General features: G+C 59.2%; 15 protein-coding genes and 8 pseudogenes. 10 read left to right on the top strand and 13 right to left on the bottom strand.

Translation table 11 applies throughout. The features are described 5' to 3' along the window. Positions 1-12 precede the first annotated feature (12 nt). From NKI70_RS27745 to NKI70_RS27735, 3 genes and pseudogenes are all read left to right on the top strand, one after another. Entirely contained in the window at positions 13-387 is a 375-nt protein-coding gene (locus tag NKI70_RS27745) for a hypothetical protein (protein WP_352725574.1), read from the top strand. Further along, positions 387-1,436 (top strand): GlxA family transcriptional regulator, encoded by a 1,050-nt coding sequence (locus tag NKI70_RS27740; protein WP_352725572.1) that lies wholly within the window; start codon positions 387-389, stop codon positions 1,434-1,436. The genes NKI70_RS27745 and NKI70_RS27740 overlap by 1 nt, the downstream gene beginning before the upstream one ends. Positions 1,437-1,479: 43 nt before the next feature. After that, a pseudogene (locus NKI70_RS27735) lies at positions 1,480-1,677 on the top strand (IS110 family transposase); the annotation flags it as partial. Between the two features lie 25 nt (positions 1,678-1,702). On the opposite strand, the pseudogene tnpC (NKI70_RS27725) reads toward NKI70_RS27735, so the two are convergent. The 3 genes and pseudogenes from tnpC (NKI70_RS27725) to NKI70_RS27715 all read right to left on the bottom strand — a co-directional run bounded on the left by tnpC (NKI70_RS27725) (position 1,703) and on the right by NKI70_RS27715 (position 3,997). Beyond that, positions 1,703-3,287, bottom strand: a pseudogene (tnpC, locus tag NKI70_RS27725) (IS66 family transposase). A gap of 69 nt (positions 3,288-3,356) precedes the next feature. Next, positions 3,357-3,710: an IS66 family insertion sequence element accessory protein TnpB gene (gene tnpB, locus NKI70_RS27720; protein ID WP_008878295.1), complete on the bottom strand. Its 354-nt coding sequence runs from the start codon at positions 3,708-3,710 to the stop codon at positions 3,357-3,359. Continuing rightward, entirely contained in the window at positions 3,707-3,997 is a 291-nt protein-coding gene (locus tag NKI70_RS27715) for a transposase (protein ID WP_502898942.1), read from the bottom strand. The genes tnpB (NKI70_RS27720) and NKI70_RS27715 overlap by 4 nt, the downstream gene beginning before the upstream one ends. A 226-nt stretch (positions 3,998-4,223) precedes the next feature. Between NKI70_RS27715 and NKI70_RS27710 the strand changes: the two are divergent. Then, positions 4,224-4,873, top strand: a pseudogene (locus tag NKI70_RS27710) (transposase); the annotation flags it as partial. Between the two features lie 67 nt (positions 4,874-4,940). Here the strand turns inward: NKI70_RS27710 and NKI70_RS27705 are convergent. After that, positions 4,941-5,153, bottom strand: a pseudogene (locus tag NKI70_RS27705) (transposase domain-containing protein); the annotation flags it as partial. A gap of 315 nt (positions 5,154-5,468) precedes the next feature. Between NKI70_RS27705 and NKI70_RS27700 the strand changes: the two are divergent. From NKI70_RS27700 to NKI70_RS34075, 4 genes are read left to right on the top strand one after another with little or no spacing between them, the layout of a single operon-like run. After that, complete coding sequence (locus tag NKI70_RS27700) at positions 5,469-5,654, top strand: hypothetical protein (protein WP_352725569.1); 186 nt, start codon at positions 5,469-5,471, stop codon at positions 5,652-5,654. After that, positions 5,641-5,871 (top strand): hypothetical protein, encoded by a 231-nt coding sequence (locus NKI70_RS34080; RefSeq protein ID WP_502898941.1) that lies wholly within the window; start codon positions 5,641-5,643, stop codon positions 5,869-5,871. The genes NKI70_RS27700 and NKI70_RS34080 overlap by 14 nt, the downstream gene beginning before the upstream one ends. Then, complete coding sequence (locus tag NKI70_RS27695; protein WP_502898945.1) at positions 5,868-7,547, top strand: recombinase family protein; 1,680 nt, start codon at positions 5,868-5,870, stop codon at positions 7,545-7,547. The genes NKI70_RS34080 and NKI70_RS27695 overlap by 4 nt, the downstream gene beginning before the upstream one ends. Continuing rightward, on the top strand, positions 7,430-7,708 hold the full coding sequence (locus tag NKI70_RS34075) for a helix-turn-helix domain-containing protein (protein ID WP_502898946.1): 279 nt from the start codon (positions 7,430-7,432) through the stop codon (positions 7,706-7,708). The genes NKI70_RS27695 and NKI70_RS34075 overlap by 118 nt, the downstream gene beginning before the upstream one ends. Here the strand turns inward: NKI70_RS34075 and tnpC (NKI70_RS27690) are convergent. From tnpC (NKI70_RS27690) to tnpA, 3 genes and pseudogenes are all read right to left on the bottom strand, one after another. Continuing rightward, positions 7,652-9,097, bottom strand: a pseudogene (tnpC, locus tag NKI70_RS27690) (IS66 family transposase); the annotation flags it as partial. The gene NKI70_RS34075 and the pseudogene tnpC (NKI70_RS27690) sit on opposite strands and share 57 nt — an antisense overlap. 54 nt (positions 9,098-9,151) lie before the next feature. Next, the gene (gene tnpB / locus NKI70_RS27685; protein ID WP_352725567.1) at positions 9,152-9,499 is read right to left on the bottom strand and encodes an IS66 family insertion sequence element accessory protein TnpB; all 348 of its coding nucleotides are present in this window, start codon (positions 9,497-9,499) and stop codon (positions 9,152-9,154) included. After that, positions 9,480-9,953, bottom strand: a pseudogene (gene tnpA, locus NKI70_RS27680) (IS66-like element accessory protein TnpA). Before tnpA ends, tnpB (NKI70_RS27685) begins: the two are co-directional and overlap by 20 nt. Positions 9,954-10,216: 263 nt before the next feature. On the opposite strand from tnpA, the pseudogene NKI70_RS27675 reads away from it, so the two are divergent. Then, positions 10,217-10,476: pseudogene (locus tag NKI70_RS27675) on the top strand (transposase); the annotation flags it as partial. Here NKI70_RS27675 and NKI70_RS27670 read toward each other — a convergent pair. From NKI70_RS27670 to NKI70_RS27660, 3 genes are read right to left on the bottom strand one after another with little or no spacing between them, the layout of a single operon-like run. Next, entirely contained in the window at positions 10,406-12,601 is a 2,196-nt protein-coding gene (locus tag NKI70_RS27670) for a dipeptide ABC transporter ATP-binding protein (RefSeq protein ID WP_502898940.1), read from the bottom strand. The pseudogene NKI70_RS27675 and the gene NKI70_RS27670 sit on opposite strands and share 71 nt — an antisense overlap. A 15-nt stretch (positions 12,602-12,616) precedes the next feature. Then, a complete protein-coding gene (locus NKI70_RS27665; protein ID WP_352725565.1) occupies positions 12,617-13,774 on the bottom strand; it encodes an ABC transporter permease in 1,158 nt (385 codons plus the stop codon). 16 nt (positions 13,775-13,790) lie between these two features. Next, the gene (locus NKI70_RS27660; RefSeq protein ID WP_352725563.1) at positions 13,791-14,828 is read right to left on the bottom strand and encodes an ABC transporter permease; all 1,038 of its coding nucleotides are present in this window, start codon (positions 14,826-14,828) and stop codon (positions 13,791-13,793) included. Positions 14,829-15,787: 959 nt separating this feature from the next. On the opposite strand from NKI70_RS27660, the gene NKI70_RS27655 reads away from it, so the two are divergent. Next, positions 15,788-16,051, top strand: a complete 264-nt coding sequence (locus tag NKI70_RS27655) for a hypothetical protein (protein WP_352725561.1) — start codon at positions 15,788-15,790, stop codon at positions 16,049-16,051. Positions 16,052-16,165: 114 nt separating this feature from the next. Here NKI70_RS27655 and NKI70_RS27650 read toward each other — a convergent pair whose 3' ends face one another. The 3 genes and pseudogenes from NKI70_RS27650 to NKI70_RS27640 all read right to left on the bottom strand — a co-directional run bounded on the left by NKI70_RS27650 (position 16,166) and on the right by NKI70_RS27640 (position 20,154). Continuing rightward, entirely contained in the window at positions 16,166-18,076 is a 1,911-nt protein-coding gene (locus NKI70_RS27650; RefSeq protein WP_352725559.1) for a CocE/NonD family hydrolase, read from the bottom strand. Between the two features lie 225 nt (positions 18,077-18,301). Next, positions 18,302-18,424 (bottom strand): annotated as a pseudogene (locus tag NKI70_RS27645) (IS5/IS1182 family transposase); the annotation flags it as partial. Between the two features lie 74 nt (positions 18,425-18,498). Next, a complete protein-coding gene (locus NKI70_RS27640; RefSeq protein WP_352725557.1) occupies positions 18,499-20,154 on the bottom strand; it encodes an ABC transporter substrate-binding protein in 1,656 nt (551 codons plus the stop codon). Positions 20,155-20,252: the final 98 nt, after the last annotated feature.

Genomic DNA, 20,252 nt, shown 5'->3' with positions numbered 1-20,252 from the left:
GGCGTCTACCGGATGGCGAGTACCGACGTCCAGTCGCTCGACAGCACCTTGGTGGAGATCGTCACGGAGGAGAGCCTTGTCGGTTGGGGTGAGACCTGTCCGGTCGGGCCGGTCTATCAGCCGTACCACGCCCTCGGCGCCCGCGCCGCGATCGCCGAAATCGCGCCGGGCCTCGTAGGTCTGGGTGGCGATGTCCATCTCGCCTCGACAGTCGAGCCGCGGCGGTTTGAAGGCGCACGGATTGCCCAGGAGTATATCGATGGGCACTATGACCCCGACAACCCAATAGCGATGCGAAACGGGCATATTGCCGTGCTGCAGCGTCCTGGGCTCGCTGTTCAGCAGGCAAAGAAGTTGGGCGGGCCAAACGTAACATACGGACGCTGATGAACGCTCCGGCTACAATCCACGCGATAAAAGCTATAGAACGGCCGGATGATCTGTCGCTCGATCAATCGATGCATATCGCCATTCTGGTACTGCCAGGGTTCTCGCACCTTGCGCTTCACGCTTACCTCGAGCCGTTTCGGATAGCGAATGTGTTAGAGAAGGCCTCTTTGTTTCGTTGGCAAATTGCAGGGCTAGACAATAAGCCCGTCTACGGTGCGAACAACATCGCAATTTCTATCGACGTTACCACTGAGGCATTAAGCGCTACCAATGTGCATCTCAACCAGCTCGTAATCATCGCGGGGGAGCAGGTTGAACACCAGCACACACCCAAGTTGCATGCATTCCTACGACGCATGGCAAGGCAGGGTATCTTCATATCGGCACTGGGCACCGCCACGTGGCTTTTGGCCGAAACCGGCTTGCTCGCCGACACTCCTTGCACAATTCATTGGTCGAGACTTGCAGCTTTTTCCGAAGTGTTCCGTAAGCCGCGTATTTTGGAAACGCTTTTCGTGAAAGACGGGCAGTATTCCACTTGTGCCGGCGAACTCGCGGCTTTTGACCTGGCAGTTGATCTTATTGCGAGCCACGCCGGCGCAACGGTGGCGCAACAAGTATGTCGTCATGCGATTGTTGAGGGTCAACGCTCTGGTTCAAATCGCCAGACTGCTCCATCGGGACTGTCCTACGCAAACGTCAGCGAAAAACTTGTTGTCGCCGTTCAGACCATGGAAGCCAACCTCGATAACCCGCTCTCGATGGATGCAGTGGCAAACCGTGCGGGGGTCTCAAGACGCCAACTTGAGAGACTTTTTCTCACACATGTTGGCGTATCGCCAGCGAAGCATTATGTGAAAATCAGACTCCATCACGCGAAGAGACTAATTGAGGGCACACGGATGCCATTGATCGACATTGCCATTGCATGCGGCTTCGTTTCGTCATCGCATTTTTCGAAATGTTTCAAGGTGATCCATGGCACGACTCCGCAGCAATGCCGCCTTGAGGTGCCAGGGTGGATTGGACCGGGACTAGGTGTCTAGTCCGGAATGTGGGGAATCAGTCAAGCTGATCCTCAATTGAGGGAAGCGGGCGCCGGCCGCAAAGCGTGTCGTGTTCGAAACCGGCCCGCTATCGGTGTGGTTCTATCATGCGCTGCGTGCCGAGGGATCGCCAGCCATCTGTATCGATGCGCGCCATGCCAAAGCCGCTCTCGATATGGCGGCGAACAAGACGGATGCGAATGACGCCGATGGTTTGGCGCATCTTGTTGAAGCGGGGTTTCTTTCGTAAGCGCCTTGCCGATCGCCTATGGATTTGGGCTTGACGTTTTCCGGAATCGCCAGGGCATGAGTTCCTCGATCTGGCTCTGCGGATGGCCGTTGATGATGGCGTCGAGAGTTTCGGCGAGGTAGGCAACGGGATTGACGTCGTTGAGCCTGCAGGTGGCCACGACGGATGAGAGCAGCGCCCAATTTTCGGCCCGACCTCGTGGCCCGCAAACAGGGCATTTTTTCTGGTCAAGCATACGGGCCGGATGGCGTTTTCGACTGGGTTGGTGTCGAGCTCAAGCCGGCCGTCGCCGAGGAAGCGCGTGAGCCCTTCCCAATGGGCAAGACCATAGCGGATGTCTTCGGCCAGCTTTGAGCCCGAGGAGATCATCGACAGTTGCTTTTCGAACCATGGTTTCAGGGCGGCGATGATCGGGGTGGAGTACTGCTGTCGCGCGGCGAGCCGAGCTTGTGGCGTCATGCCGCGCACCGTCGCCTCGACGGCGTAGAGCGTGGCGATCTGGCGCACGGCGGCTTCGGCGATCGGGGACTTGGTGTTGCGCGCCAGCTTCACAAAACGTCGGCGCAGGTGGCTCCAGCAATGGACGAGCAGCCATGGTCCTTGTGGCCGCTCCAGGCGTGTCAGCCGGTCATAGCCCTCATAGGCGTCAACCTGCAGGAACCGTCCGCCGAAGCCTTGAAGGAAGCGTTCGGCATGCTCGCCGCCGCGCCCCGGCGCATAGTGGAACGCACGATGGGCGGGCCCTGGCCACCATGGCCGCGGTCATCGGAAGCGATTGCCCAGAAGAAGCCCTTCTTGACCTTGCCGCGTCCGGGATCGAGCACCGGCGCCGTGGTCTCGTCCATGAACAGGCGCTCGGCCGCAGCCAGATGCCCGCGCATGTGGTCGGCTATGGGCTTGAGATGGAAGCAGGCCCGGCCTGCCCAGTTGCCCAGTGTCGCCCGATCCAGCTGGATGCCTTGGCGGGCGTAGATCTCGACCTGCCGGTAGAACGGCAAGTGATCACCGAACTTGGCAACGATGACCTGGGCGATCAGCGCCTCGGTCGGCAGGCCGCCGGGCACGATATCCTCGGGCGCATGCGCCTGCACGACGGCGCCCGAGCAGCGCCGGCAAGCGTATTTCGGGCGGCGCGTGACCAGCACGCGCAGTTGCGCCGGGATTGCGTCGAGCCGCTCGCTGACATCCTCGCCGATCCTGGCCATCTCGCCGCAGCCGCACGGACACAGCGTGCTCTTGGGCTCGATGATCCGCTCCACTCGCGGCAGATGGGCAGGCAAGTGACCACGATTGCGCTGGCGCGAACCGGACGAGCCGTCCGAACGCCCCTGGATGACCCGCTGCGCCTTTTCCTGCGCGGCATCGAGCACGCCCTGCGCGATCTCCACGTCTTCGAGTGGCAGGTGGTATTGATCGGGATGCAGCTTCTCGGACTTGGCGCCGAACTTCTCGTGATTGAGCTGGCTGACGACGCTCTCCAGCCGGCGGCGCGCCTCCTCGGATGCAGCCAAGGCAGCCTGGTGCTCGGCCAGGGTCGCTTGCGTCTGGGCCAGGAGCGCCTTCAAACGCTCGTTCTCTTCCTGGAGAACCGTCAGATTCATGCACTAAATCAAGCACATGAGTGCCGATAACGCCATTGGAGACAAGTCACCTGAGTCACTGTGCCACACTCATCCGGCAAGCTGCGGACGCCGTGCCCGCTCGGGGCGAACCAGTCTCCAATCCAGCCCTTCGAACAAGGCCGCGAACATCGCCGGCGACATGCGCATCACGCCGTCGCGAACCTGCGGCCAGACGAACTTCGAGCCCTCGAGCCGCTTGTGAACGAGCACAAGGCCGGTGCGATCCCACACCAAAATCTTGATCCTGTCAGCCCTTTTGGCCCGGAAGACGAAGGCTGCCCCACAGTATGGGTCGAGGCCTAGCATCTCCTGCACAGCCAATGCCAATCCGTCCATGCCGCGCCGGAAGTCAACCGGCCGGGTCGCCACGTAGATCTTCAGATCGGCGCCCGGTGCAATCATCGCGAGGCCCGAACCGCTCGGATCACCTGCGACAGCTGCTCGAGGTCAACCGCCGTTCGGATCACCATGTCGTCGATCACGATTTCCACCTTCGCCGGCGCCGATTTCGATGGCCTCATCCTCCGCTGAGGCGCCGATGAGTCGTCCACCATCAACTGCGCGAACATCGGCGCCATGCTTTCCGGCAGTGCCAGTTGTCCCTGACGAAGGCGACGCCGCCAATCGTAGACCTGCCAGCGGGTCGCGCCATGCTTGCGTGCGACCGCCGCCACCTGCACCCCCGGCATCAGGCTCTCGGCCGCAATCCGGGCTCTCTCGGCCTCCGAGCGAGCCCGCCGTCCCATTGGACCGTCCAGAACCTCGAGCCGGCCTGCGTAGCCAGCTGTCGGGACGTCCAAATGGACGTCCATTTTGCCGTCTGCTCCCACGTAGGCCCTCCGTCTCTCGCGATCGGGGGGATTCTTCGCACATTCACCTCATGCGCCGCACGAGGGGAGCGGCGTGGCGCTTACTTTCTTTCGCGAGGTGCGAGTAAAAGGCTTCGACAGAACATTGAGCCGCACGCTCGTGGCAGCCCGCACCCGATTGGTCCGGATCACAGTCGAGCTTTCCAACCAGATCTGCGGGATCATGAAAACGTTCGGCCTGCTCGTCCCAGCGGGTAAGGGAAGCACCTTCGAGAAGAACGTCCGGAGCCTTCTTGCCGATCAGGACGGACTTGCATCGATCGTGCTTCCGATGCTGGATGCCTGCCGCGGCATTCGCATTCGCGCCGCCGAGCTCGGGCGACAACTGGTTACGGATGCTTGTCAAAGCCAAGCCTGCCGCCCCCTCATGTCGATTCGCGGCATTGGCGTGATCACCGCGACCTCTTTCGTCACCGCCATTGTCGCTGCTTGGATCGGCCTGACAACCCGCCGATACCAATCGGGAGAAGTCGATTATGACGGCCATACCGGCGCGGGGATCGACATCTGCTAGGGCTTCTCTACGAAGCCGCCGCGGTCATCCTGACACGCTGTTCGACCGAAAGCAGCCTACGTGCATGGGGTCTAAAGCTCCGGGAGAGGATGGGCTTCAAACGAGCCGCCGTGGCCGTGGCGCGCAAATTGGCGGTGATCATGCACACGATGCTCAAGACCGGCGAGCTCTTCAATCGAAAGCGCGATTTTCCCCGCACGTTGACGGCGTCGCTTTTGGCGGATCGCGTTCGCACGGCCTCTGGTCTGATCAGGCAGTTGCGGCTTTGGTGAAGTTTAAGGGCAGCAGATCGTCGATATCAGCGTCCTCGTTGAGTTGAGGCAATTCGGTGAGGACGTGGCGCGACCAGGCTAACGGCTCGACGCGTGAGGCACGGCAGGTCAGCATCAGGCTGTAGATGACGGCGCTGGCCCTGGCTCCGTCGACGGTATCGCTGAACAGCCAGCTCTTTCTGCCAGTGGCCATCGCGGGTTCATTCTGCCCATGTCGGGCAGATGGTAGAGTTTCATTATCGATGGCACCCATTTTACGGTGGGTGTTTTCGGCACGAAGGTCGCGAGGATCGGGCCAGTGGTGCGATCGTGCGGGTAGAGGTTCGGCCGGGCGAAGTCATTCAGGTTGCAGAATGGATGCTGGACCGGGCGTTGTGCGCCGGCATGGAGATGGGCGAACCGCGCGTTGCGGTGACGAGCCTCATAGAACTTCATAGGCTGCTTACCGAGCGCGGTTTCAGGCAAACTTCGACGGATGGACTCACAGCCATCCAGGAGCCGCGCCATGAAGGCATTACCACCACCCGCGACATTGCCAATGCCGATCCAGCAACTAAGCATACCGTTCGATACACCGCAGATGCGGGGCCTGAGCGATGCGGAAAGGAGTGCCGTTGTCGCCAGGCTGGCAACCCTTCTGATGGCCGCGGCCGGCGTCGCGGCGAAGGAGGCGAGCGATGACGAGCAATAATCTCCTTCCCGCCACGGTGCTGAACCGCAAGGCTGTGGTCTACGTTCGACAGTCGACTCCAGGTCAGGTCCAGAACAACCTTGAGAGCCAGAGGAGGCAATATGAGCTTGTCGATGTTGCGCGTCGCTGGGGCTTCCGCGATGTCGATGTGATCGACGATGACCTGGTCGTACCGCCAGCGGCGCTGTTGACCGCCCTGGTTTCGAACGATTGGTGAGCGGCCTGTGCACGGGCAAAATCGGTGCAGTGCTCTGCCTCGACGCATCGCGCCTTTCCCGTAATGGCCGAGATTGGCACCATCTCCTCGAGCTGTGCGGCTTGGTTGAAGCGCGCGTCATCGATCTCGACGGGGTGTACGATCCTTGTCGTCCTAACGATCGATTGTTATTGGGCATGAAGGGCAGCATCAGCGAGTTCGAGCTTGGCATCTTGCGAAGGCGCATGCTTGACGCGGCCCGCGCCAAAGCGCGGCGGGGAGAACTGCGCCTGAGCGTTCCGATCGGCTATATCTGGCACCGCGACTATGGGCTCGGGTTTGATCCCGATTTGCGGGTACAGGAAGCGATCCGCCTGATCTTTTCGCGTTTTCGCGAGCTTGGCAGCGCCCGTCAGGTCCTGATTTCGCTCACCGCTGATAATTTCCATTTTCCCCGCCCTTCTGACGGGCGCAAAACGGTGTCCTTCAATTGGGTGCCGGTCCGCTATCGAAGCGTTATTTCGATTCTCAAGAACCCGTTCTACGCCGGGGTCTACGTCTATGGTAAAAGTGAGAAGCGAACAGAGATTGTCGATGGCCGGGCTCGTAAAAGCTACGGACACAGCAAGCCTTTCGCAACGTGGGACGTGCTGCTCCAGGATCATCATGAAGGCTATATCGATTGGGATGAGTTTGAAAGAAACCAGCGCCTTATCGCCGTCAACGCCTTTGGTCAAAAAGGCGGAATCAAGTCCGGTCGTGGAGGTCGAGCGTTGCTCGCAGGCCTGCTCACCTGCGGCCGGTGTGGAAGACGGTTGGGCGTTGTCTATTCGGGACGCCCTCCAGGCCACCCTTATTACCGCTGCGAACGTATCAACCAGATGTTGGCCAAACCGCGATGCATGACTTTTGGCGCTTCCCGCATCGACCCTGCGATCGGCAAGGAGATACTGAGGGCTGTAACGCCCATGGCGATCGAGGCGGCGATGGACGCTGACCGAATGCATCGGGATAATCTGGAAGAACGGCACCGCATGATGGAGCTGGACTTGCAGCAAGCGCGCTACGAGGCATCTCTCGCGGAACGTCGCTATGCCGCTTGCGACCCTGATAACCGGCTGATCGCTGCTCAGCTTGAGAAGAGCTGGGAAGCAGCGCTCAGGCGCGTGGAAACGTGTGAAGCGGCTCTAACCCAAGCCCGACAAGTCGAACATGCAACCCCAACTCCCGATTTCGCCGGCATTGCCACCGACTTGGAGACCACCTGGCGCGCGCCTAATGTCGATATGCGTTGCCGTCAGCAACTCCTTCGCGCTCTTGTGTCCGATATCATCGCTGATGTTGATGAAGAGAAGCGCGAAGTCCTTTTGACGATCCACTGGAAAGGTGGCCAACATTCCCAGCTCCGAATCCGCAAACCCAACGCCGGCGAACATGGCCAGAGTACACCGGAAGCTGCCCTTGCAGTCATGAGATCCAGGCGACCCGTTGGTCCGACGCGGACATTGCCGCCACCCTCAACCGGATGGGAATGCAAACCGGACAAGGGAAGACTTGGACAGCGCGCCGTGTCGGGGCGCTGCGGACGGTTCATAAAATCCACGGCTATCGATCAGCCGAGAAGAACGGAGAATGGCTTACGCTCACCGAAGCCGCTAAAAAGCTTGGTGTTTCTGCCCATCGTGTCCGCCGGTTGATCAAGGAAGGGGTGCTTCCGACCGAGCAGGTTGTTCCTGATGCGCCGCATCAAATACGAGCGGCGGACCTGGAAAAGGACGAAGTAACCCAGTTTCCGCGTCACAGAGGCCCGTGTCGCATCAAAATGGAAAACCAAAAGTCCCTGTTTCCGGGCATTTGAAGAGGAGGTGTAGTATGAACCGGGCATTGCAAAAATTCTGATGTCACGCTCCAGGAGATTATTGTCGATCGGCATCCTGCCGTCCTCGGTGTAGCGCGTCAGATATTCCCACTGGTTCAGGGTGTAGGACACGGCGTCGCCGAGTTTGCTGTCCGGCAAGACCTTCGGGGCGATTTCATCGAGCCATTCCTTGAGAGCGTTGAGGATGGGTACGCTGTGTTGCTGGCGAAAGCGGCGAATGCTGTCGGCCTGCGTCTCGCCGTCCTCGGGCTTTTTGTCCCGCGCCTGCCTTTCAACCCGATAGAGCTGTTCGAAGAACCGGAGCGCCTGTTCCGGCGGGCCGCCGCCTTTCTTCCTCGCCTTTAGGGCATCGACGAAGCGCCGCCTCGAATGGGCCATGCATCCAAGATGCGTTGCCCCTTCCAGCGTGCGCCAAGCGGAATAGCCATCACTCATCACTATGCCGCGGTAATCGCCCAAGAAGGTCTGCGGGTGTATTTGGCCGCGACCCGGTTGATAATCGAGCAGCACGATAGGCTCGTCACTGTCCTCGCCGCTCCGGTAGGCCCACATGTACGAGGTGCTGGCGGCCTCTCGATCCTTTTCCTTCAGGACCTGAACAGTCGTCTCGTCGCCATGGATGAGGGGCTGCGATCTGAGCCGCAGTTTCAGTGCGTCTTAGAGGCGGGAGAGATGCTTTTCGCTCGAGCCGATCACCCAGTGGCCCAGAGCGCCACGGCTGACAGGAACATCCGCGCGCTCGAAGGCCTGCGCCAGGCGGTAGAGTGGTGTGCCGTCGACATACTTATGAACGAGGGCGAAGACCAGCGTCGAAGCCGTGGCGATGCTGCCCGGCAAGGGTTGTGCGGGCATCGGCGCGGTCACGACCGGCGTGTTGATGCCGGTACGGTCACAATGGCGGCAAGCATATTTGAACCGCACATTCTGCAAAACCTTCGCCTTCACCTCGATATGAAGTTGCTCGGTAACGGCCTCGCCCATGCGATGCATCTGATGACGGCAGCAAGGACAAGCCTTCTGATCATCGGGAAGGTCATACTCAACGCGCTCGCGCGGCAGGTTTTGCGGCAGCGGTCTGCGTCCGCGTTTCTTTCCCGTCGCGCTTTCGACGGGTGGCAACCCTGTGTCCGGAAGGTCGACGACGTCGCTATCTTCGTTGTCGGCTTCATCCTCATCAGCAACCTGTTCGGCTTCATTGAAGATGCGATCAACGTGTTTTTCACTGCGCGGCGCAAAACGATGCAGTCGCGCAAGCGCCAGTTCTTCCTCAAGTTTGAAGACGCGTTCGGTGAGTTGACGGTTCTGCGCCTGCAGCGCAGCAATGCGCGCCATCAACTCCTCAACAGTCGGTTCGCCTGTCCGATTCATCAGATTCTTGAATCGAAAGCATACCGCCGCGTCAACCGCTCAATTCGAGAGCCCTCAACCGGCAACCTGATATTGCCGCACCGGATGGCGGACCATCGCATCGATATCGATGCCGTCGAGAATCCAGTGCAATTGCTCGGTCGTCAGCGTGACAACCGTCTCCTGGCGGCGGGGCCACCGGAACTTGTCCTCGGTCAGCCGCTTCAGGACCAGCACAAAGCCCGACCGATCGAAGAACAGGAGCTTCATCCGGTCGCGACGGCGATTGCAGAACGCATAAACCGCCGGTGCAAACGGTACCATCGTCTCTTGGACCAGAACCGCAAGGCTGTTGATGCCGGCCCGGAAGTCGATCGGCTCGCGGTGCAGGTAGACTTTCAGGTCAGCGCCCAGTCTGAACATGACCCAGTGCTCCGATGGTCGCCGTCAATGCATCCACATCACCGCATTCCAGCGTCAACTTCACGCCTTTCGGCAGGGACGCGCTCACCTTGGCTGGAGAGGAAAAAAGCGAAGTCCTTTTCGATGCCGACCCACGCACCCCATCGCAAGTCCCCGGCAAATTCACCGCAGCCATGCTGCTCTGTCGCAGCAAGGCCCGATCGGAAGTGCTTTCAATCTGAACCGGGATAAACGCCGGGGATGTGGACTGCGGGAGGGACTGGGTCTCCGTGCGCTTCTTTATCCACTTCCGAAGAAGGTTCGCATTGACCCCATGTTAGAGCGCAAGCCTCGATACCGACACGCCAGGCTCGAGGCAGGCCGCGACAAGACGGTCCTTCGATGCAGGGTCGTATCGGCGTCGCCCGTTCCGACCAACAAGCCTTACCCGCAGTTTCTGATTATCTTCGTCAATCACTTGGTGTCCACCTATTTTGGTGGACACCTCATGCAGCAGAGCACTCAACAGCAAAAGGTGCGTAGAAATTCGCGCTTACCTTCAATCTGAGTGCCTGAGGCGGCCCTGCCGGGCCGAGCCATTCCGCTGATGGGGTTGCAAGCCACATTGAATCGTCCCGCGAAGCTCCATCATGCGGCGGCCGATGTCGACCGCGAAGACAACCATGCCCCGGCAGCGCCGTATCAACGCGATAGATGCTTGACGCCCAAGCTGCGATTGGACAACCCCATCACTGGAAGACCACCACCTTCACCGCCGGCTTGCAGTTGAAGAGAATGGCCGTGCCGATGCTACTCGATGGTCCGATCAACGGTGCAGCCCTTCTCGCTTATGCGGAGCAGGTTCTTGCACCCGAGCTTCGCCCCGGCGACGTCGTAAAGTCATCGACAATCTGCCGGCCCACAAGATCAGCCGCGTGCGCGAGGCGATCGAGAAGGTTGGCGCACGGCTCCTGTTCCTGCCGCCATACTCGCCCGAAGCTCAAGGCCCTCCTCAGAAAGGCCGCTGCCGGGACCGTCGACTTTGCCGATCTCCCGGCGCACCAACTTGATCACCGGCTCCATTGTCGCCAGCACATCGTCCGACAGCCAGCACAGGCTCATATGGCCGTCGCCGAGATGCTTGACCGGCGGCACCTTCGTCTCGCACAGATTGGCCGGCACCAGTTTCTTGTAGCCGCAGCGCGTCTGGAACGGACAGCCTGATGGCGGGTTCATCGCCGACGGGATATCGCCCTCCAGCACGATGTGCTTCTTGACCACGCTGGTGTCGGCGATCGGGATCGCCGAAAGCAGCGCCTCGGTATAGGGGTGGTAGGGCGGCGCGAAGATCTGGTCGGTCGTGCCTTGCTCGACGATATAGCCGAGATACATGACGACGACGCGGTCGGCGATGTAGCGCACCACCGAGAGATCGTGGCTGATGAAAAGCATGGTGGTCTTGTTCTGCCGTTGGATATCCATCAGCAGTTCCATGACCGCCGCCTGCACGGACACGTCGAGCGCCGACACCGGCTCGTCGGCCACCACCACCTTGGCGCGACCGGCGAAGGCGCGCGCCACGCCGATGCGCTGCTTTTGGCCGCCCGATAGCTGGCGCGGCATGCGCTTCTCGAAGGCGCGCGGCAGTTTCACCAGGTCGAGCAATTCCAGCATGCGCTTGCGCCGCTCGGCGACATTCCTGCCGACTTTGAACTTCTCAAGCGTTCGCATGATCTGCGATCCGATCGAATGGCTCGGATTGAGCGTGTCGAACGGGTTCTGGAACACCATCTGGATCGACGAGATCGTTTCGGTGCCGCGCCTCTCGATCCCGGTGCTCTGGATCTCCTGGTTCCCGAGCATGACCTTGCCGTCGGTCGCCGTTTCCAGCCCCAGCAGCACCTTGGCGAGCGTGGACTTGCCGCAACCGGATTCCCCCACGATCGCAAACGTTTCCGATTCCCGTGCCTCGAAGCTGATCGTTTCGTTGGCCTTGACAGTGCGGCCATGCCCGCCGCCGAAAATCTCGTTGGCTGCGACCTTGTAGTATTTCTTCAGGTCGTCGACCCTGAGCACGAGATCGCCCGGCACGATCGGCTCCTTCTCCATCTTTGCCCCTTCCGGCACCGCCATCCAGTCGATCTCATGGAACCGCACGCAGCGGCTCTCGTGGTCCTCAGGCCCGGCAACTGCAATCATCGGGATTTTATTGGCGTCGCAGAGGCCGCCAACGAAATGGTGGCAGCGTGGACCGAAATTGCAGCCCTTGGGCCTCTGGTGCGGCAGCGGCAGGTGGCCGGGTATCGCGATCAGCGGCCGCGAATTCTTGTCCGCGCCCGGCAGCGGGATCGAGCGGAACAGGCCCTGCGTGTAGGGGTGGCGCATGCGGTCGAACACGTCATGCACCGAGCCGGTCTCCACAGCCTCGCCCGAATACATCACCGTGATGCGGTCGCAGGTCTCCAGGATCAGCCCGAGATTGTGCGAGATGAAGAGCATCGATGTGCCGAACTGCTTGCTGAGGTCCTTCACAAGGCGGACGATGCCGGCCTCGACGGTCACATCGAGCGCCGTCGTCGGCTCGTCGAGCAGGAGCAGTGCGGGCTTCGACAGCAGCGCCATCGCGATGACGATGCGCTGCTGCTGGCCACCCGAAAGCTGGTGCGGATAGGAGCGCATGATCCGCTCCGGATCGGGCAGCCGCACCGCCTGCAGCATCTCCAGCGAGCGCGACGAGGCTTCGTCTCTCGAAACCTTCTCGTGGGTCAGCGGCACTTCCATGAGCTGTCTACCGATCTTCATGGCCGGGTTCAGGCTTGCCATCGGCTCCTGGTAGATCATAGCGATCTTGTTGCCGCGGATGGCACGAAGCGCCTCTTCGCTCATCTCGCCCATGTCGCGGCCCTGGAATTTTATGCGGCCGCCGGTGATCTTCCCGATGTTGGAGAGGTCGCGCATGATGCCGAGCGCCACGGTCGACTTGCCGCAGCCGGATTCGCCGACAATGCCCATCGCCTCCCCCGGCATGACCGTGCAGGAAAAATCCATCACCGCCGGAATCTCGCCGGCTCGGGTGAAGAAGGAGATGGAGAGGTTCTCGATTTCGAGGATGGGTTGGGTCATCGGCCTTTCCTCTCCTCAGTCTTTCATCGATTGCTCGCGCAGCGCATCCGCAAGCAGGTTGAGTCCCAGCACAAAGGACATCAGCGCGATCGTCGGCGGCAGCGCGGGATGGATGTGGGAACGCAACATGCGACTCGCGTCCTTGATCGCGGTGCCCCAGTCGGGACTTTCGGGCGGAACCCCCAGGCCGAAATAGCCCAGTGTTCCAAGCGCGATCGTGATGTAGCCGACGCGCAAGCAACCGTCGACGATCAGCGGCCCGCGCGCATTGGGCAGAATTTCCCACAGCATGATGTACCACGGACTCTCGCCGCGCGTCTGTGCCGCGGCCACGTAGTCGCGGGTCTTGATGTCCATCGCAAGCCCGCGCACGATGCGGAACACGCCGGGCCAGGAGCCGAGCACTATCGCGACGAAGATGTTCAGCCGGTTCGGATTGATACGAACGATGCCGAGCGGATCGGCGTCGAAGACCAGCCCGGCATAGATCCAGCCGCCGATCAAGATCGTCAGTCCTATGAGCAGGTAGTGCCGGTCGGACCGGTCCTTGAAGCGCGTGTAGAACAGGGTCAGGAAGAAGATGATCGGGAACATGAAGAATATGCCCACTAGCCATTGTGGGACAGGCGTTTCGCGTATGCCCGGGGTGACCAGCAGGTAGAAAAGCAGGAGCACCGGAAAAGCCAGAACCAGATTGGCGAGGAACGACAGGATCGAGTCGATGCGCCCGCCGTAATAACCGGACGGCAGCCCGAGCGTCGCCCCGACCATCAGCGCGAGACCGGTGGCTGCCGGCGCGATGATCAGCACGATCTGGCTGCCATAGACCATGCGCGAAAACACGTCCCGCGCCAGCTTGTCGCCGCCGAACAGATAGGCAAGTCCCGATTTCGCCTCGATTGCGCCCGGCAGCGCATCCTTCATCATCGTGACTTGAGCGAGCGGATCGAATGGCGCGACCGCAGCCGAGAAGATCGCGGTGAACAGCCAAAAGCTGAGGATCAGGATGCCGGCGATCCCCACGCCAGTGTCGAATATTTGCCCGTAGAGGCCGAGGCGCTTCTTGAAGGCGAAGCTCAACCCGAAGAGCACCGCCATGGCGAGCCAGACCGGCCAGAACCGCGACAGGACACCGAGAACGATCTGGGATGTGCCGAGATATTCGAGTTCCATTCGCCTGTAGTCCTCCTTATTGCACCCTTATACGCGGGTTGAGATAGGCGTAGCCGACGTCGGAGATCAGTTGCGTGGTTAGCACCACGGCAACAGATACCAGTGAACAGCCGAGCAGCAGATCGATGTCGTTGCTGCCCGCCCCCTCTACCAGCACGAAGCCGAAGCCCTGGTACCGGAACATCACTTCTACGATCGCGACCCCGGTGAGCAGCCACGGAAAATAAAGCATGATCACCGTGAATGGCACGATCAGCGCGTTGCGAAGCGCGTGCTTGATCACTATGGTGCTGAAGCTCAGCCCCTTGAGTCTGGCGGTGCGGATATATTGCTGCGTCATCACCTCGACCATCGACGCCCGCGTCATGCGCGCGATGTAGCCGGTGCCGTAGACCGCCATAGTCATGACCGGCAGCGTAAAGTTGTAGAAGGTTATGCCCTGCGATGTCGCCGTGGCCGCCGAGCCGTTGAGCCATCCCAGCCACGAGGCGAAGATCACCGTGAAGATGACGCCTGAGACATATTCGGGGGTCGCCGTCGTGATGATCGCGGCGACCGACAAACTTCGGTCGGTTCGCGTCCCCTCGCGCATACCGGCCAGTGTTCCGATCAAGAGCGCAAGGGGCACCATCGTGACCATCACCCAGAACATCAGGATGCCGGTAGCCCCCAAAGCGGGAAACAGCCTGTTGGAAACCTTGGTGTTGAACTCGGTTGAACAGCCGAAGTCACCTTGGACAATACCGGAATAGGCACGTTCAGTAGGCTCGCTACAGTATGGAAAGCGCGGCACGGCTTTGCCGGTCGCAGGGTTGATGTTGGGTTGCTTCTGCACCACACCGATCCACTGGCCGTAGCGCACGAAGAAGTTCTGCCGATAGCCGTTCTTGACCAGCCAGCCTTCCAGCTGTTCCGCCGGCGTGCGCGGGTCGAGCTGACTGATTGCCAGCCTCTTCAGGTTCGGCTCGAGGTTGACGAGCCAGAAGACCACTATCGTCAGGCACAGCATCGTCAATGCCATGACGCCCAGGCGGCGGGCAATCAAAGCTAGCATGACAGACCCTCTGAAACCCTGGATTCGACTGCCCCGTCGTCCAAGGACAGAGTCAAATTACCTGTATGCTGCACGAAGTATTCCTTTGACTGTTCTTCCACGGCGGCGCCATCTTCCAAGTTGGCTGGCGGCTCCTCCCTAACCCGTCGGTCAATTGTGGCAGACTTGGCCCGCTTGCCGTCCTGAGAATGCGTTCCGGAAGCCGGTCGCCGTTACTTTGACGACGTCATGATTTCTGATCTCCCAGTCACGTTTGTTTCCGACGAATTCATTCACTCGCTGATGCGCCGAGATACGTGTCGCTTAAAAGCGATTTGTGAGGTCGGTAGAAATGTCCGGTTCACGCGACCGCCTTCCAGACTTCCAATCCCAACCACAAAGCTCGTGCGGATGCAGAATGGACTACAAGTACCTTTCGTAACATCACTTTTTTTGGTGCAACGACGAAAAAAAATATTGTCGGGGTTGAGTTTATTTCGCATCCGAAGCGTAAGAACGCGGTCTCAATGACGATGCAACGATTGGTTCATCAGCACAGTGGGGAGGCCAACAATGCCGCTCCTGAACGCTCACCTTTCTACAGCAAGTTCGATCTAACCCGGAAGACTGCGTTGATCATTGGCGGCGGCCGCGGCATCGGCTTGCAGATTGCCCTCACGTTGCAAGGAGTAGGCGCCGATGTATCCTTACCGACGCCGACGGGAGCCGCGCGGCAGAGGCTGCAGATCAGTTCCCGGTCAAGCGGCAGGTCCATCAACTCGACCTCACCTACGTCGCAGAGCGTTGGTGCTGCGCCCGTCGATCGCGATCCCAGCTCGGATGTTTGAGCGCGTGACGCGCAATGTCCTAGGCCGTTATCTCGCCTGCCGGTTCGGTCGAAGCAGGCTTCGCGAAGGTCCGAATGATCCGGCCAAGGGTGTCGCTTAGACCGGTGGCGAGGAAATGTCTGAGGAGGGAAAATGTTTGAGGCCATCTCGAGCCCTGCAAACTCTTTTGCTGAACCGAATCTGGTGCACAACGAGCGTCGGCTGCTCAAGGAAGTCGCACTCTGCCGTCCGGTCTATTACGACTGGGCGGCAGAAAACGCGCCTCGTTCAATTGAGAAACTCAGTGTGTTGCTTATTCTAGCGACAAAAAATATCTACTTCCCGGTGAGCGCTGTCTCCCTTGAGAGATCAACGTGCCTATCTCTTGTACGAACCATTGTTAACGGCAGATCCTGACGATAAATGAGATTCGCTGATTCCTAATCGGCCCGTTTCGTCGAAAAATGGACCGCGACGATCGACTGGCCGAGGATGAGGCGGCCGGGGTCTCCGTCGACCGCTCATGATGAATCAATCGGGAGCGATCGGCAGGACTAGGCGCGACGGTGTAGATGGTCCCGAGAAGACGGTGTTCTGCGCCGCCACGCCTTCGGTTTCCGTGTACCCGTCTCCGCCGGTATTCAGGTTCCGGTCGAAACGTGGGAAGTTGCTGGAACTCACCTCCAGCTGGATCCGATGTCCCGGTGCGAACCAGTTACCCGTTGCATTGAGCTCGACCGTGATCTCATAGGTCTTCCCGGGGGTCATCATCTCAGGTTTGACGAAGCTGCTGCGGTATCGCACCCGAAGGATGCCGAGCTGCAGCTGGATCGCCCGTCCGTCGGGATAGACGTCTACCAGCTTGCCGGTGAAATCGGTATCGACGGCCGATGAGGCGACATACAGGACCATCTTGATGGGGCCGACCACGGTCAACCCCTCCTTCAGCGGCTCCGTCGTATAAACCAGGACATCGTTGCGATTGCGCGCGTCCATCGGGCGTTGATCTCTCAATGAAATGGCCCAATTATGCTCCCCCCCTGTCGGCACCGGGTCGGCCGGATCGTAACGGTAAGTGTCGCGGCTGTCGGTGTTGGGCCGATCGAAGGAAAGCTTGCCGTCACCGTTGGTGCTGTTCGCTCCTTTCTGGCTGGAAAGATACAAGTCCCGATAACGCGTGCCGGGCACCGGCATGTCGGTAGAGGTCCGCCACTCGTTCTTGCCGTAGAGCCAGTAGGTGACTTTGGGTATCCCGTCGAATGCATGGACGTCGCCCTTCACCCACCGGTCGTTCCATTTGAGCATGATATCCCAAATGGGAAGGCGCGTGTCGCCCGGGTCAAGATCATCTATTTTCTCATTTTCGCTGCCGCCTTTATACAAATCACAGTGATACCCAGGCCCCATGATCAAATATTGGTTGTCGCGCGCCGTGGCATTGGACGCGTTATCCTTGGCCCATTGGAAGCTTTGGATCTGTTCGCCGGATAGATAGTCATTCCAATTGTAAAGCCACAGAGAGGGAGTGTAGATATTGTCACCTGCTTTTATCAACTCACTGTCTTTGTCTGTCCAGTAGCTGGACTCCGGGCGGTTGGACACGATAGTGTCCCACTCGGTGGGTGGCAAACCTGCGCGATCGAGCATCCCCAAGAGGGGCAGCTCCCACATGATTTTATCGACGTCGATTCTGTAGTCGGGTTTGAGATTGAAGAAATGAGAGAATCGTGCCCAGGTTACGGGATCGACGTTCGGATCCGGCGTGGCTTCCATCCAATTGGTGGTCTTGGAAATCCAGTCGATCATGCTGGCGAACTCGAACGCGCCGCCCCGGTAGCTCGCCCGCCCGGAATGTTGGAACCCGGGGGCGGAATGAATCGCTCCCGGGACACCGTTCGGCGTGATCGCCTTGAGGCTTTTCGTATCGGTAACTGCGGCGAGAACCTGCTCATTTCCGAGGGCGGAACAGCCATGCATGCCCATTCGCCGCGCCGACCAGGGCTGCGCGTCCAGCCACTTTGTCGTGTCCTCAAAGTCGACCCGGCCCGGTCTGGCTTGATTGTAGGCGCCGCCTTCCGACTCGTACACTCCACGACGGTCCTGGATGACCACGGCATAACCGGCGGCGATCAAGTGAGGGACGGCGTCAGCCTGATGCTGCGCCGAGGACGTTACCGCCGTGCAGCTTAGCACGGCGGCCGAGGTAGCTTGCGCCACCCATACCGGGCGAAAGATGTTCTTGTTGTATGGCGTGCGGATTAAAATGATAGGAAACGGCCCAGGCCCCTTCGGAAGATAGATGTCCGTAGAAAGATTGACGCCATCGCGCATCGGAACCTTGACACTCGGCAGAAGCCGGATATCGCCGTTGGGTGATTGCAGGCTATCCGCAACTACGGTAGCAGGCGCGGCCACCTCCATGTTACTTTTGAAGACGGTCATAGTCTCTGATCTCCCATCTGCGTTTTGACTTCGGCGAATTCATCTACTCACAGAAGCGCCGAGATACGTCTCGCTTAGAAGCAATTTATGAGGCCGGTAGGAAATGTCCGGTCCACGCGACCCGCCTCTCCAGACTTCCAATCCCAACAAAGCTCGTTCTGAATCCATTCAGTTGCCAACACCTGGACCTGTCCAGGGGAGGACTCTCCCTTGTAAATCCGAAGGTTCATCGATGAAGGCCTCCGCGTCATAGGCCTTGTCGGCGCCCAGCGTGATCGCCTGTGGCCGGTCGGCGCGGGGCTCGATCATGTGCAATGCCGCCACGCGCTCAGCATGTCCGTCGACCAAGCGCACTCGTCACCTGGAAGCCCTTCGGAACTCACCGCTGCGGTCCGGTGGCGAGTACCTTTTTCAACAGCCTGCTATGCTTCGCTTAGCCAGACTTTGCCATAATCGGCTTGAAGCGTCGGATGCACGCCGTTATTCCTCACTGCAGGGACCGAGTTGTTGAAAAGTTTACGCCAAAACGGCTGGATAATAACCCCAGAGTCTCGTAGTATCGTCTCGATATCCTTCATCACGACTTTGCGTTTTTCGGCGTCGGCAATTGAGAGCGCCTCGTTGACCTTGGCATCAAAGTCGGGGTTGGAGTAGCCGGTTTCATTCCACGCTTCGCCGGAGCGATAGCCAAGGGCGATCACTTGAATACCAAGCGGGCGCATGTTCCAAAATGTCAGAGAAAAGGGAAATTTGTTCCAACCATTCCAGTATGCCGAACCTGGCAAAACCGTACGCTTGACCTTGATGCCAGCTTCGCGCAACTGAGCAGCAATCGCATCGCCAGAATTTTTTTCCCACTCATCATCCGCAGTAATAAGTTCGTGCTCGAAATCTGCTTGCCCGGCTTCCGTCATCAGGGCTTTGGCCTTGACTACGTCACGAGCAACCCTCGGGATTTTAACGTACTCGGGGTGGATAGGGCAGACATGATGATTTTCTGCCACGGTGCCCGCATTGCTGTACCCAAGCTCCAGCACAGCAGCGTTATTCACCGCCAATTGCAAAGCGTTCCGCACCCTACGGTCGTCATAGGGCTTTTGCGTCACGTTAGTGCGTGCCACAACGGTTGCCGCGGTAACGATCTCAGAAGTAACTGTACCAATTCCTTCGAGGACTTTCACATACTCGGGGAAGGTCTGATCGTTGGTGTGGACTTCTCCAGCCTGGAACGCAGAAACCATTGCCGAAGGATCCGCGCCATAGTCGATGAATTCGACGCCGTCGAGGTAAACTTCACCATTCCACCACTTGCCATCTTCCCGTTTCTTATAAACGATGCGCTGACCAACGTCCCACGAAACAAGCTGAAAAGGTCCAGTTCCAATTGGATTTTTCACTAAATCCTGTCCCATTTCATCAAATGAACGATGAACAATAAGGGTCGTATATTCCGCAAGAGCAGGTATCAACCCGACATCCGGTCTCGTGAGCCTGATCTTAATCGTCATGTCATCGATCTTCTCAATCGAGCCTTCTCGCAACTTACCGGTCGTCTCGTCAATCAGCGAACTAATAAGTCCGGCCACAGAATTCCCCACAGCGGATTTATCAGCCCAACGCGTGAAATTGAATATCACGTCGTCGGCATTGAAATTATCACCATTATGCCACACAACATTCGGGCGGATGTGGAGCGTGTATTCGGTGGCATCCTCGTTGACCTCCCAGCTCTCGAGCAGATAAGGTTCTAAGGTGTAGTCGCTAGTGTACTTAACTAATGGCTCAAGCATCTGGCGTTCGGCGCTTCCGATCGAAACCAAACCGGCGACTCGTGGATCGGCGGCTGGCGTGACCGACAGGGCAACCTTCAGGACACCTCCGGCTTTCGGAGCTTCTTCCGCGAAGGCTTCAATGGGCTTTGCCAGTCCTATCAGTCCGTAGGCCATAGCGGTTGAGGCACCAAACACGCTAGCCATGGCTAGAAATTCACGTCGGTTAACCGTGGCAGACTTGGCCTGCTTTGCCATCCTGAGAATGTGTTCCGGAACCCGGTCGCCGTTAGTCTTGAAGACGGTCATAGTCCCTGATCTCCCAGTTACGTTTTGATTTCGGCGAACTCATCCACTCACTGAAGCGCCGAGATACGTTTCGCTTAAAAGCAACTCGTGAGGCCGAT

Source organism: Mesorhizobium sp. M0500, assembly GCF_040321165.1.
In the GTDB taxonomy this organism is placed as follows: domain Bacteria; phylum Pseudomonadota; class Alphaproteobacteria; order Rhizobiales; family Rhizobiaceae; genus Mesorhizobium.
The sequence above is the reverse complement of the archived record's forward strand: the minus strand, read 5'-3'. Positions and strand labels throughout refer to the sequence as shown.